Origin of the sequence: Cellulomonas sp. Leaf334, assembly GCF_001424195.1 — a bacterium.
In the GTDB taxonomy this organism is placed as follows: Bacteria; Actinomycetota; Actinomycetes; order Actinomycetales; family Cellulomonadaceae; genus Cellulomonas.
This window is the reverse complement of sequence record NZ_LMOO01000001.1, coordinates 1278270-1290952: the sequence shown is the minus strand read 5'-3', so window position 1 is coordinate 1290952 and position 12683 is coordinate 1278270. Positions and strand designations below refer to the sequence as shown.

Genomic DNA, 12683 nt, shown 5'->3' with positions numbered 1-12683 from the left:
CCAGGCTGTCGAGAGGACGGCCGGCCCCGGTCGTCGGAGAGGAGCCCGCCATGGGCATCGTCCGCCCGCACCTCTGGTTCGACGACCAGGCCGTGTCCGCCGCGCGGTTCTACGCTTCGGTGATCCCGAACACCGTCGTCCACTCGGTCGTGACGGCGCCACCGGGCACGCCGGGCGTCGCTGAGGGCACCGAGTTCATCGTCGAGCTGACCATCGACGGCATGCGGGCGACGTTCCTCAACGCCGGCCCCGTGTTCACGCTCGACGAGGCGTTCTCGTTCGTCCTCGACTGCGCCGACCAGGCCGAGGTCGACCACTACTGGGAGGTCCTGACCGCCGACGGCGGCCGGCCGAGCCAGTGCGGGTGGCTCGTCGACAAGTTCGGGGTCTCCTGGCAGGTGGTCCCCGTGCAGCTGGACGACGTGATGTCCCGCCCGGACGCCGAGGGTGTCGCGCGCGCCATGGCCGCGATGCTGACGATGGGCAAGCTCGACGTCGCCGCCCTCGAGGCCGCGTACCGGGGGGACTGATCGAGGCCCCGCGCGGCAGACTGTCCGTCGTGGAGCACGGTGAGTCGTGGAGGTCGCTCTGAACACCCCGTCGGAGTCGCTCGAGTCGGTCCTGACTGAGGTCCGCCGTGCGGACTGGCAGGCATGGGCGATGCCGCTGCCGCACCGGCGGTCCGCCTACGACAGCTCGCGCGTCGTTCCCGCCTTCGAGGCATTCGCGAAGGCGTCGACGCCCAGGCAGGCGGACGACGCCTACAACCTGTTCCTCGACGCCGTCGGCCACAACCACAGCGGAACCCCGCACGCCGCGATGGCCCCCGGTGCACGTCTCCTCGCACGCCTCGTCCCGCATCTCGGCGCCGGAGGGGCGGCAGGCATGGAGGCTCTGACCGACTGCGTCTCCTGGACGTTCGACGAACCCGCCTTCACGGGACCGGATGGCGCCGAGTGCGACCTGGCAGGTGCGACTGCCCAGGCAGCACGCGCACTGGCTCCGCTGGCGAACAGCTGGATGCGCTCGGGCGACGTGTCGCGGCGTCGCGCCGCGGCCGGTCTGCTGGACGTCCTCGCGGACCTCGACGCCTGACGTCGGGCGCCGGAGCGCGCCGACCATCGGCGTGGACGACGGACGGTTGTGTCGACGGTGCCTGGGAAGATCGATGCGTGCTGACCATCGCGAGCGTGAACGTCAACGGGATCCGGGCTGCCTACAAGCGCGGGATGGGGACCTGGTTGGAGGCCCGGAAGCCCGACGTGATCCTGCTGCAGGAGGTGCGGGCGTCGGACGAGATCCTGGCCGACCACCTACCGTCGGGGGAGTGGGACCTGGCGCACGAGGCGAGCGAGACCAAGGGCCGGGCGGGTGTCGCGATCGCGAGCAGGCTGCCGATGCGGGCCGTCCGGATCGGGCTCGGGACCGGCGTGACCGGTGACTCCGGGCGCTGGGTGGAGGCCGACCTGGAGCTCCCCGCGCACGACGGCGCACCGGCGCGGACGCTCACCGTGGTGTCCACGTACCTGCACTCCGCCACCGCAGGGACGCCGTCGATGGATGACAAGTACGCGTTCCTCGACCACGTCACCGGCCGGCTGGCGGAGATCGCGGAGCAGGGCGGTTACGCGGTCGTCGCCGGGGACGTGAACATCGCGCACCGTGAGGCGGACATCAGGAACTGGAAGGGCAACCTCAAGTCCGCGGGGTTCCTCCCGCGCGAGCGCGCCTACCTGGACCGCTGGTTCGACGACCTGGGCTGGCACGACCTCGGCCGCAAGCTGGGCGGCGAGGGGCCGGGGCCGTTCACGTGGTGGTCGTGGCGCGGGAAGGCGTTCGACAATGACGCGGGCTGGCGCATCGACTACCAGCTGGCCACGCCGGACCTGGCCGACGCCGCCGTGCGTGCGACCGTCGACCGGGCTGCCACCTACGCGGAGCGGTTCTCGGACCACGCCCCCGTGGTGGTCGAGTACGACCTCTGACGCTCAGTCCTGCTCGAGGGCGTGCGCGTCCACCAGGGCCTCGAGCTGGTCCCGGTGCGCGTCGACGAACTCCTGCTCCATGACGTGCTGCGCCGCGAGCATCGAGGTCTGGTAGTCGGTCTCCAGCTGGCAGGTGAGGTCGGCGACCGCGGTGTCGATCTCCTTCGCGTCCCTCTCCGGGGTGACCACACCGTTGCCCATGACGCTGTCCTGGGCATCGCTCGGTGTGGCCAGGTCGTACCCGGCCTCCGCCATGCACGCGGACCAGTCCGTGGCGGCCTCGGTCATCCGGGGATCCTGGAGCATCGCCACCAACCAGGCCTCGAACTGGGCGTGCAGGTCGGCGAAGGCAGGGTCCTCCTGCCAGTTGCTCTCCTGGTACACGGCGACCCAGGCGTCCTGCGTGCACCCGGCGGGGTTCCCCTCGGAGTCGGTGTGATCCCACATGGCCTGGTCGTACGTCGTCGCGGCGCTGGCCGACAGCGACCTCCGGTACTCCTCGTTCTTGCGGTCCGCCTCGGACAGCTCGGGCTCCGGCACAGTGGTCGTCGACCCGTAGCCGTACTGCCGCGCGTACTCGAGGGTGTACTGCTCCGACTCGTCCCACTCGGCAGGCTGCTCCCGCGGCCAGTACTCGAAGCCCTCGTCAGCCATGCACTCCGCGATGACGTCCTCGGACTCCCGGTGCATCCGGGCCTCGTTCTCCTGCGAGACGGCGTCGACCTGCTCGAGGTAGCTCCACAGGGGCCCGGGTGGGCGTGGGGTGCGGACGGGGGTGCGGGTCGTGGTGCTCGCGGACGGCTCGGCGGTCCCAGGGGTCGTCCACGGGGCTGACGGCGTGCACCCCCCGACAAGCACCGCGAGGGTGGCGACGACGACGACGGCGCGGCGGCGGTGCGGCATGTGGCTCCTCCGTGGTCGGCGTCGGGGTGGGTGCCGTCCGAACCTAGCGACTGCCGACGGCGCGCGTCCGGCGGTTCAGGCGTCGAGTGCGGGGGCGCCCGGCAGGTCGCGCATCCGGAGCAGCGGAGAGACGACGACGGGGAGCGCAGCGAGCGCGGTGATGCCGACGGACACCCACAGCGTCGGGAGCACGCCGAGGGAGGTGCCCAGCCAGCCGCCGAGCAGCCCGCCGATCGGCATCGAGCCCCAGACGATGAACCGCACGGAGGCGTTCATGCGGCCGAGCAGCGGGGGAGGGCACACACGCTGCCGGAAGCTGACCTGCGCGACGTTGTAGACGATGACGGCGAAGCCGAACGTCGCTCCGCCTGCGATGAGCAGTGGCCACGCCGGGACGAGACCGGTGGCGGCGAGCGGGGTGAGCGCGGCCGCAGGTGCCGTGACGAGCGCTGACAGGGGGATGATCCGGCCCTCACCGATCCACTGTGCGAGCCTGCCCGCGACCACGGCACCGACCAGACCGCCGACCGCGGCGGCGGACAGGATGGCGCCGTAGGCCGCCGTGCCGAGACCGAGGGTGCGCAGCACGTAGATCACGAGGACGGCGCCGCCGACGGCGTTCGCGAAGTTGGCCAGCGACGTGCACGCGACGATCCGGCGCAGGTACGGCTCATGGACGACGAACCGCAGGCCCTCGGCGATCTCGACGCGCAGCGGGCGACGGGTGTCCGGGTGCGGCGGGGTCTCCTGCTGCCGGATCCGACCGACGGCGAACGCCGAGATCAGGTAGGTCACCACCGTCACGGCGATGAGGGCCGGTGCCGCGATGACCCGCAGCAGCAGACCACCGAGCGCGGGTCCCACGACCTGCGCGACGGATGCGGTCGCCTGCAGCTTGGAGTTGCCCTCGACGAGGTGGTCGAGGCCCACGAGACCGGGGATGTAGCTCTGGTGCGACACGTCGAAGAACACGGTGGCGACGCTGACGATCAGCGCAGCAACGATCAGCAGGGGGACCGTGGCGTGTCCCGTGGCCGCGGTCACGACGACGGTGGCCAGCACGGCGGCACGCACGAGGTCCGCGACGACGAGCACGCGCCGCTTGCGCATGCGGTCCACCCACGCGCCGGCGGGCAGGCCGATGACGAGGAACGCGGCGTACTCGGCGGCGTTGAGGACGCCCATCTCCCACTCGGTCGCGGCGAGCTGCTGGACCGCGAAGATCGGCAGCACCAGGGCCGTCAGCTGCGCGCCCAGCTGGCCGAAGGCGTCACCGGTCCAGAGCCGGCGGAAGTCCGGGTGGTGGATCAGCGACCGGCGGGTCGTGGCGTCGGAGGTGCTCACGCGGCCCAGCATCGACAACTGATTGGGAAATGTCAATCACTGTGCGAGGATCGACCCATGACCGAGCCTGCGACCCGTGACACGGCCGACATCGACGCCGACGCGCGCGCCCTCGCGAGCACGGTCCGCATCCGCATCCTGCGGCTGTGCCTGGACGATGCCCTCACGAACCGTGAGATCGCCGAGCGCCTGGGCCGCAACCCGGCGACCGTCCTGCACCACGTCCGCACCCTCGTCGACCGCGGCTTCCTCGTGGCGCAGCCCGCGCGGCGGGGTACCCGCGGGTCCCGCGAGGTGCCGTACCGGTCCACCGGCAAGTCGTGGCGCACCCCCGGCGGGCCGGGCATGAGCCGCATCCTCATCGACACGTTCCTCGAGGAGGTCGCGCTCGTCGACTCGCAGGACGTCATCGCCACCCGTCTGGGCCTGCGGCTCGACCCTGCGGGGTTCGAGGAGCTGATCGCCCGGATCGGCGACGTGCTCGACGACTTCGCAGGTCGGCCGCCCACCGCGGACGGGACGCCCTACTCCGTGTTCTGGGCGCTGCACGAGGACATGACGCGTCAGACGCCCCCACGCAGCGCCGCGATGGGCTCGATCGACGCGGCCTTGAGCGACGGGTAGAGCCCGGCCAGCAGACCGATCACCCCACCCGCCAGGGCGGCGACGCCGACCATCCGCAGGTCGAGGATGGGCGTCCACTCCTGGGCGGCGCTGACCCCGACGACGACGGCGACCCCGAGCGCGGCGCCCAGCATCCCGCCGAGCAGGCCGACCACCACCGACTCGACCATGAACTGCGCACCGATGTCCCGCCGCGTCGCGCCGAGCGCCCGCCGCAGACCGATCTCGCCGACGCGCTCCAGCACCGACAACAGGGTCACGTTCGCGATCCCGACGCCACCGATCAGCAGCGCCACACCGCCGAGGGCCAGGAAGATCGTGTTCACGTCCGCCTGCACGCTCTGCCGCACCGTGGAGGTCGCGGGCGGGGTCTGGACGTCGATCGTCTCGGGCGCGTTCGGGCTCAGGGCGGTCGCCAGCTGGCTGCCGACCACAGGACCGGCGCCGACCGCGAGGTGCAGGTGCAGCTCGTCCGGTGACACCAGCGCGAAGTCCGCCCGGGCGGTCCCCTCGGGCATCAGCACCGACGAGAGCACGTCGGACCGTCGCTGCACGTCGTCGACGATGCCGATGACCTGGTACGCGCGGTCGCCGATGAAGATCGACGGCTGCCGGTCGACCCGGACGACGCCGAGGCGCTCGGCGGCGGTGACACCCAGCACGACGACGCGGTCGGCGCGGGCGTCGTGACCCGCGTCGAAGTAGCGGCCCTGGACGATGCGTCCACGGACGGCCTCGAGTGCCCCCGGCGACGTCGCGACGACGTCCGGCGCGACGGTACGGGCGGCCGACGGGTCGTGCACGGGCACCGCGGTGATCTCCGCGCCGCCGACATCCACCGTCGAGAAGGTCCCGGCGGCCTCGACGCCCGCGAGCCGTTCGGCGCGGGCCGACGCGTCCCACGGCAGCGACCCGAGGGCGCGCGCGGACCCGTCCCAGCCGTTGCTGGTCTCGGGCTTGGCCACCGCCTGCGTGGCCGCGACCGCGTCGAACTGCTTGTTGATCTGCCCCGACGCGGTCTGCGCCAGCCCGATGGTCACCACGACCGAGGCGATGCCGAGCACGGTGCCCAGGATGGTCAGGAGCAGCCGTCCCGGCCGGGCGCCGATCCCGGCAGCGGCCTCGGCGAGCAGGTCGCGCAGCCCGAACCTGTCGGACCGCGCCACGCGCTCGGTCACCGCGGTCACGGGATCTCCCGCAGGTACCCGTCGGCGATCCGGACCCGGCGCTCCGCGCGCGCGGACACCTCGTCGTCATGCGTGATGACCAGCAGCGTCAGACCCCCCGCGTGGAGCTCGTCGAACAGGTCGAGCACGCTCGCCGAGCTCTCCGAGTCGAGGTTGCCCGTCGGCTCGTCGGCCAGCAGCACGCGAGGCTGCGCGACGACCGCGCGTGCGACGGCGGCCCGCTGACGCTCACCACCGGACAGCACGGTCGGGACGAAGTCGATGCGGTGGCTCAGCCCGACCCGGTCCAACGCGGCCAGGGCGCGGTCCCGCCGCTCCGCCCGCGGCACCCCGCTGTACAGCGTGGCGAGCAGGACGTTCTCCAGCACCGTCCGGTGCGGCATGAGGTGGAACGCCTGGAACACGAACCCGATGTGGCCGGCACGCAGGGCAGCCCGCTCGCGCTCGCCGGCGCCGGCCGTCGGGATGCCGTCGAGCAGGTACTCGCCGTCGGTGGGCTTGTCCAGCAGGCCGAGCAGGTTCAGGAGCGTGGACTTGCCGGAGCCCGACGGACCGACCACCGAGAGGTAGTCGCCGGACCCGACCGCGAGGTCGGCCGGGTGCAGCGCGTGGACCGGTGGGTCGCCCGGGAACTGCCGGGCAGCACCGCGCAGCTCGAGCACCGGGGGGATCGGCTCGAGGCGCTCGGCGGGTTCGAGCAGGTCGAGGACGGTCACTCGTCCGCCTCGGCGTCGGCCGACTTCTCGTCCGTGCCGGCAACGCCGACCACGACGAGGTCGCCCGCGGTCAGCGGTGTCTCCGAGCCCGCGATCTCGACGTACCCGTCGGCGGCGAGGCCGGTGGTGACGGTGACCAGCGAGCTGGCCTTCCCGCTGCTCCCGGCGAGCTCGACCCGAGACTCTCCACCCGGACCGGCGGTCAGCGCTGCGAGGGGCACGGCGAGCACCTCACCCTCCGTGGAGCTCACCGGCACCCGGACGCGGACGTTGGTGTTCTGCAGCGCGATGACCTGCTCCGGCGTGAGGTTGCCCAGGGTGAAGATCACCGCCCGACGGTCACCCTTCGGCTCGTTCTCCTGCTCCTGCTCCTCGCCCTCCGTCTCCCCCTCAGGTGTCGTGGGCGCGGCCTTCGGGTCCGTGACCTCGGCGACGGTGACGGGCAGCTCCTGGTCGTCGAGCACGATCGACCCGACCGTGCCGACCGTGAGCAGCTCGGCGTCCGCACGGGTCGCGCTCCCCGTGATCTGGATCGTGGCCCCCGACACGCTCATGAACTCCCCGGTGATGGTCCCGCCGCGGGTCGCCTGGACGACGTCCACGCGGCGGGGGAGGGTCGGGACGAACACGATCTCGCTGGCCGGGAGCGGGGTGAGCGTCGCGGTCTGCGCCTCGGCCTGGTCCTCGCGGGCCGCCGACAGCAGCGACTGCGCCGACGCGACGGCCGCGCGCTGGGCGCCCGTGTCCGCCGGGTTGCCCGCCTCGGCCCGCGCCGCCTTCGCCTGGGCGAGCGCACCCTGCGCCTCCACCACCGCGACAGGGCTGCACGGAGCCTCCTCGGTCGGGGCGGTGCACCGGGCCTGCTCCTGGTCGAGCGTCGCCTGGGCGACCGTGACCGACGTGTCCAGGCCGATGATCACCGACTGCAGCGGGCCGACGGCCGCGGCCGCCAGCTCACGCTGGGCGGCGCTCAGCGCGTCCTGCGCCGACCGGACACCGTCGCGTGCCGCCGCGACGGCGTCCTGGAGCTCCTCGCCCGCCGACGGCGGCTCGTACCCGACGCGCTGGTACAGCGCGCGGACACCCGCGGCGGTCGCGGCGTCGTAGGCGTCGCTCTCCGCGTTGCCGGTGTCGATGCCGAGGGCGACCAGTGCGGCCTTGAGCTGACGGACGTCGGGCCCCGAGACCCCCGCCCGCAGCGAGCGGTACGTCGGCAGGTCGCCCGGCAGCACGATGACCGGCCGGCCGACGATCTCGAGCGCGACCGAGGCCGGACCGATCTCGGCACCGACCACCGGCACCTGGCCGGTGACGACGGCCGGCCCGCCCAGGTCCCCGGTCTCGACCCGCAGGGCGACCGGGTCGTCGTACCCGATGTCGCCACGGATGACGAGCTCGTTCGCGATGACCCGGCTCTCCACCGGCACGGTGATCGGACCGGCCGTGGGGGGTGCCGCGTCGGCGGCCGCCTTGCCCGGCGACACGATCAGCCTGCTCAGGAGCACTCCTGCGGCGAGGCAGACGACGGCGACGACCGCCATCACGACGATGGTGCGCCGCCCTCCGGTGACCTGCGTGCTCATTTCTCTCCTCCTGGCAGGACCACGATGCGGTTGCTCACTTGGAGGCCTGTGCCGCCTTCTCGACCATGGCGTCGAGCTCGTCCTTGTGCGCGTCGATGAACTCCTGCTCGATGTCGAACTGCGCCTGGAGCGCCGCGCGGGCGGAACCCGTGCTGTCCTGGCAGGTGCGGTCGGCGACGGCGGTCGCGATCTCCTGCTCGCGGATCTCCGCCAGGGCGGCCTCGTCCTGCGTGCCGGTCTCCTCGTCGTAGGGGATCTCGCCGGTCAGCTCGTAGATGCTGTCCTGGGCCTCCTGCGGGTTGGCGAAGTCGTACCCCTCGTCAGCCATGCAGTCGGCCCACTTCGCGTACGCCGTGGTCGTCCGCTCGTCGGTCTGCGTGTCCTGCCACAGCTCGTTCATCGCTTCCGTGAGGTCCTTGAACTCCGGGTCGTCCCAGATCTGGCCCGCCTCGTAGACCTCGTGCTGGGCCTTGCCCTGGCAGCCGGCGGTCGTCCAGTCGTACTCCGGGATGTCCTCCTCGGCCGTCTCCTCGTCGACCGGCACCGGATCCATCGACTGCGCACCGTAGAGGGCCTCCCAGAAGGCCTGCTGCTCGGACTCGCTCATCGTGGCGACGTAGTCGGCGTTCGGGTCCACCCACTCCTCGCCGTCGCCCTGGTTCATCGGCATGTCCTGGGACGTGGTGGCGCCGTAGCCGTACTGCTCCGCGAACTCGAGCGAGTCCCACGCGGGCATGTCGTCGTCGCTGTCGTCGAAGCTCCTGCTCATGCCCGAGGTGTCCTGCGGGGTGTACTCGAAGCCCTCGTCCTGCATGCAGGCGGCGACGATCTCCTCGGAGCGGGCCATCTGGGCGTCCATCTCCGCCTCGTCCTGGGACCCGCCCAGCTTCTCCCAGTACGCCGCGAGCGGGCTGTCCTCGTAGGTCAGCGTCGCGTCGCCCGTCGGGCCGCCGCCGGAGCTGCAGCCCGTGAGAAGAGCCAGGGCGACGGCCCCCGTGGCGATCGCGGTGAAGGTCGGCGTGGTTCTCATCGTGGCGTGCCCTTTCGGCAGGGGGGAGTCACAGTCGCTCTCACTGGGGTGTCGCCCTGGACGATATCGGGCGAGATCGGGACAAAAGATCATCCCCCGGGGTGATCTCGCTGCCGCGCAGGGAGGACGCCGGACGCCCGCCCTCCGCGGGCGCCCGGCGCGGTCCTCACGTGCGCTGTCGTGCGACCCGAGCCTAGGGAGACGGCTCGCGGTGAAACATCCACCGTGGGGTGCACAACCTTTTCGGGATGTCATACGTCAGTAGCGGATGGCGTCGATGACCTTGACCCGGACGGCGAACGTCGCGGGGATCAGTCCTGCCAGGGCGCCGACCGCGACGGCGGCGGCCATCCCGACCATCGCGGCGCTGAACGGGAAGGGAGGCATGTCCTGGATCCCCCCGCCGAACACCCGCTCGACGGGGATGTTCTTGATGATCGCGACGGCCAGCACCACGCCGACGAGCCCGGCCACCACGGTCGCCACCACCGACTCGAGCAGCACCCCGAAGAACACGCGTCCGGACGTCGCACCGAACGACCGGCGGATCCCGATCTCCCGGATCCGGTACCGCACGGTCACCAGCGCGATGTTGACCAGGCCGAGCCCGCCGAGCAGCAGGGCGAAGCCCCCGACCCCGATGCCGACCCACTTCGTCGCGCGGTCGAGCCCTCCGTCGTCCCAGTGGTTGTCCATGACGTCCACCTGCCAGCCGGGCGCGGTCGCCTGCAGGTCGCGCTGGATGCTCTCGCCGATCTCCGCCGACCGTTCGGCGGGCACCCACAGGAGCATCGCCGGCACCTGCACGGGCATCATCGGGTCCGCCACGGCGGGCCCCGAGCCGCCCGAGCGTGCGCCGGACCCGTCCGGGCCGATCCAGCGGTGGAGATGCTCGTACAGGACGAACGCCGACGGCTCGGCGCCCGGCCACTCGTCGCGCAGGACTCCGATGACGGTCGCGGTGACCGGCGCACGGTCGCCCAGCTGGACGGTCGGGCGCGACGACAGGTCGGTGAGCCCGGACGCACGCAGGAACGCCTCGTTGACGACGAGGGTCGGCGCGAGGGCCTCCTCGTCGGCGCCGGTGAACCAGCGACCCTGCTCGGGCACGATGCGGTTGATGACGCCGAGGTCCGCGTCCACGGCCCGCACCTGCGTCGATCGGGTGCCGTCCGGGAACCGCATCGCCGCCTGCGTCCACTCGTCGCGGCTGGCGTAGGTGATGTCGTAGCGCTCGAGCACGCGTCCGAATGCCTCGTCCCAGCCGGCCGGTGCCGTGGCCTGCGCGCCCTGGGGCCAGGCGTTGACGTTGAGCGTCACCGACCGCCCCGACTGGCGTTCGGTCTGCTCCGTGAACGACTGGTTGAGCATCGACACGAGCGCGGTGACCCCGGTGATGGCGGTGACGGCGCACGCCACCCCGATGAGCGCGAGCAGGACGCGCAGCTTGTGGATCCGCAGCTCGCCCCAGGCCTCGACGACCGCACCGACGACGCCGGTCATGCGTGCACCTCCGCGTCGGGCAGGCGCCGTTCGGTGTGGGAGGACCGGTCGGCGACGAGCGGCACGTCGCCCATCCACTCGGACGTCGTGTCCAGGCTGATGGGCAGCAGGATCCCCTCGGCGAGCCGGTACTGGCGCTCGGCGCGGGCGGCGACGGCGAGATCGTGCGTGATCGTCACCAGGGCGGCACCGGTCTGCGACGCGATCTCGTCGAGGAGGTCCATGACCTCCCCGCCGGTCTCGACGTCGAGGGCGCCGGTGGGCTCGTCGGCGAGGATCACGCGGGGGCCGCGCACGAGCGCCCGGGCGATCGCGACGCGCTGCTGCTCACCGCCCGACAGCTTGTCGGGCATCGTGTCGACGCGGTCGCCCAGGCCGACCCGCTCGAGCATCTCCGCGGCCAGCCGCGTCCGGGACCAGAACTGCCGGCCGCGCGCGTAGAGCAGGGGAGCGGACACGTTCTCCAGGGCCGTGCGGCCGGGCAGCAGGTTGAACTGCTGGAACACGAAGCCGAAGTCGCGGCCGCGTCGCTTGGTGCGGGCACCGTTCGAGAGGGTGCCGATGGGCACGCCCTCGAGGAGGTACTGCCCGGTGGTCGGTGCGTCGAGCAGGCCGAGGATGTTGAGCAGCGTCGACTTGCCGGTGCCGGACCGGCCGACGATCGCGACGTGCTCGCCGGCGTCGACCGCGACGGTCACGCCCTGCAGGATGTGCAGCAGCCGGTCGTCGGGCAGCCGCACCGACCGGGTGACGTCCGTGAGCTCGAGGAGGCTCATCCGCCGCAGACCATCGGGTCGTAGTCGACGCTGCAGTCGACCTGCTTGCCCGTGCCGCCGGGCACCGGGATGAACTCGAGGATGGTGTCGCCGGCGGCCAGGCCCTCGGTGACCTGCACGTTCTTCCCGTCGGTCAGACCCAGGACCACGGCGCGCTTCTCGTTCGTGCCGTCGGCGGCGACCACCCAGACGTTCCCCGCCTGCACGGTGCCCTGTACCGCGGTGATCGGGACGACCACCGCGTCGGCCGCCGTGCCGTTGGTGATCTCGACCGTCGCACCGAGGCCGGGGAACGCCGTGATCCCCGCCGGGATCGCGCAGGTGACCGAGCCCGACGAGCTCGTCGTGCCGTCGGAGACCTGCTGGGTCCCGGTGGTGGGTGTCGCGCCGACCCGCAGGCCGGTGCACTCGAACGGCGCCGGCCCACCCGTGAGGGTCACGGCTGCCTGCGTCGGAGCGCCCACGAGGCGGTACTGCTGGTCGGGCGTGAGCGTGCCCGTGACCGACAGCGTGCCGGGTGCGACCTTGCCGACCTCGTCGCCGACGGAGACGACCTGGTCCTTCAGGGTCGGCAGGGTCAGCGTGCCGGCGACAGGCGCCTTCACCGTCTCGAGCGTGACCTTGGGCCGGCGCTCGGTGGTGGTCTGCTCGCCGGTCGCCGGGTCCGTCCGGACGATCGGGTCCTGCGGGGTCTCCTGCCGGATCTCAAGGACCGGTGTCCCGACCGCGACGACGGCACCGTCGGCGGCGAGCAGCTTGGAGACCGTGCCGGCGAGCGTGGCGCGCACGACGACGGCCGGGTCCGCCGTCACCGAGGCCTGGACCGTGACGGCGTTGGTCACGGTCGCGGTGGACACCTCGACGGTGGGCTCGACGACGGCGCCGGTGGGCTGCAGCGACGTGTCGACCGTGGTCACGTCTGCGCCCGCGAACGCGATCTTCACCAGGGCGGCCGCGATGACCGCCCACAGGATCAGGCGGATGGTCGGGAAGATGATCCTGCGGGTGACCCCCACGGTCGGGCTCCTCGGT

13 protein-coding genes are annotated in these 12683 nt (G+C 72.3%); 4 read left to right on the top strand and 9 right to left on the bottom strand.

Features of this window, described 5'->3' with window-relative positions; genetic code table 11:
• Positions 1 to 50 precede the first annotated feature (50 nt).
• The 3 genes from ASF78_RS05690 to ASF78_RS05680 all read left to right on the top strand — a co-directional run bounded on the left by ASF78_RS05690 (position 51) and on the right by ASF78_RS05680 (position 1985).
• The gene (locus tag ASF78_RS05690) at positions 51 to 530 is read left to right on the top strand and encodes a VOC family protein (RefSeq protein ID WP_056585610.1); all 480 of its coding nucleotides are present in this window, start codon (positions 51 to 53) and stop codon (positions 528 to 530) included.
• 46 nt (positions 531 to 576) lie between these two features.
• Positions 577 to 1095, top strand: coding sequence for a hypothetical protein (locus ASF78_RS05685; RefSeq protein WP_056585608.1), 519 nt, complete (start codon positions 577 to 579; stop codon positions 1093 to 1095).
• Positions 1096 to 1172: 77 nt separating this feature from the next.
• Positions 1173 to 1985, top strand: a complete 813-nt coding sequence (locus ASF78_RS05680) for an exodeoxyribonuclease III (protein ID WP_056585606.1) — start codon at positions 1173 to 1175, stop codon at positions 1983 to 1985.
• A gap of 3 nt (positions 1986 to 1988) precedes the next feature.
• On the opposite strand, the gene ASF78_RS05675 is transcribed toward ASF78_RS05680, so the two are convergent.
• Together ASF78_RS05675 and ASF78_RS05670 are read right to left on the bottom strand one after the other, a co-directional pair.
• Entirely contained in the window at positions 1989 to 2888 is a 900-nt protein-coding gene (locus ASF78_RS05675) for a hypothetical protein (RefSeq protein ID WP_056585605.1), read from the bottom strand.
• A 75-nt stretch (positions 2889 to 2963) separates the two neighbouring features.
• Positions 2964 to 4232, bottom strand: coding sequence for an MFS transporter (locus tag ASF78_RS05670; protein WP_235518405.1), 1269 nt, complete (start codon positions 4230 to 4232; stop codon positions 2964 to 2966).
• A 57-nt stretch (positions 4233 to 4289) separates the two neighbouring features.
• Between ASF78_RS05670 and ASF78_RS05665 the strand changes: the two genes are divergently transcribed.
• Positions 4290 to 4856 (top strand): transcriptional regulator, encoded by a 567-nt coding sequence (locus tag ASF78_RS05665; protein WP_056585601.1) that lies wholly within the window; start codon positions 4290 to 4292, stop codon positions 4854 to 4856.
• On the opposite strand, the gene ASF78_RS05660 is transcribed toward ASF78_RS05665, so the two are convergent.
• From ASF78_RS05660 to ASF78_RS05630, 7 genes are all read right to left on the bottom strand, one after another.
• Positions 4796 to 6043, bottom strand: a complete 1248-nt coding sequence (locus ASF78_RS05660) for an ABC transporter permease (protein ID WP_056585599.1) — start codon at positions 6041 to 6043, stop codon at positions 4796 to 4798. The genes ASF78_RS05665 and ASF78_RS05660 overlap by 61 nt on opposite strands.
• Entirely contained in the window at positions 6040 to 6759 is a 720-nt protein-coding gene (locus ASF78_RS05655) for an ABC transporter ATP-binding protein (RefSeq protein ID WP_082494809.1), read from the bottom strand. Before ASF78_RS05655 ends, ASF78_RS05660 begins: the two co-directional genes overlap by 4 nt.
• Positions 6756 to 8342 (bottom strand): hypothetical protein, encoded by a 1587-nt coding sequence (locus ASF78_RS05650; protein ID WP_056585597.1) that lies wholly within the window; start codon positions 8340 to 8342, stop codon positions 6756 to 6758. Before ASF78_RS05650 ends, ASF78_RS05655 begins: the two co-directional genes overlap by 4 nt.
• 34 nt (positions 8343 to 8376) lie before the next feature.
• Positions 8377 to 9372 (bottom strand): hypothetical protein, encoded by a 996-nt coding sequence (locus ASF78_RS05645; protein WP_056585595.1) that lies wholly within the window; start codon positions 9370 to 9372, stop codon positions 8377 to 8379.
• A 258-nt stretch (positions 9373 to 9630) separates the two neighbouring features.
• A complete protein-coding gene (locus ASF78_RS05640; protein ID WP_056585593.1) occupies positions 9631 to 10875 on the bottom strand; it encodes an ABC transporter permease in 1245 nt (414 codons plus the stop codon).
• Positions 10872 to 11651 carry an ABC transporter ATP-binding protein gene (locus ASF78_RS05635; RefSeq protein WP_056585591.1) on the bottom strand — a complete coding sequence of 260 codons (780 nt, stop codon included), beginning with the start codon at positions 11649 to 11651 and terminating at the stop codon, positions 10872 to 10874. The genes ASF78_RS05640 and ASF78_RS05635 overlap by 4 nt, the downstream gene beginning before the upstream one ends.
• Positions 11648 to 12667 (bottom strand): efflux RND transporter periplasmic adaptor subunit, encoded by a 1020-nt coding sequence (locus ASF78_RS05630; protein ID WP_056585589.1) that lies wholly within the window; start codon positions 12665 to 12667, stop codon positions 11648 to 11650. Before ASF78_RS05630 ends, ASF78_RS05635 begins: the two co-directional genes overlap by 4 nt.
• Between the last annotated feature and the right edge of the window lie 16 nt (positions 12668 to 12683).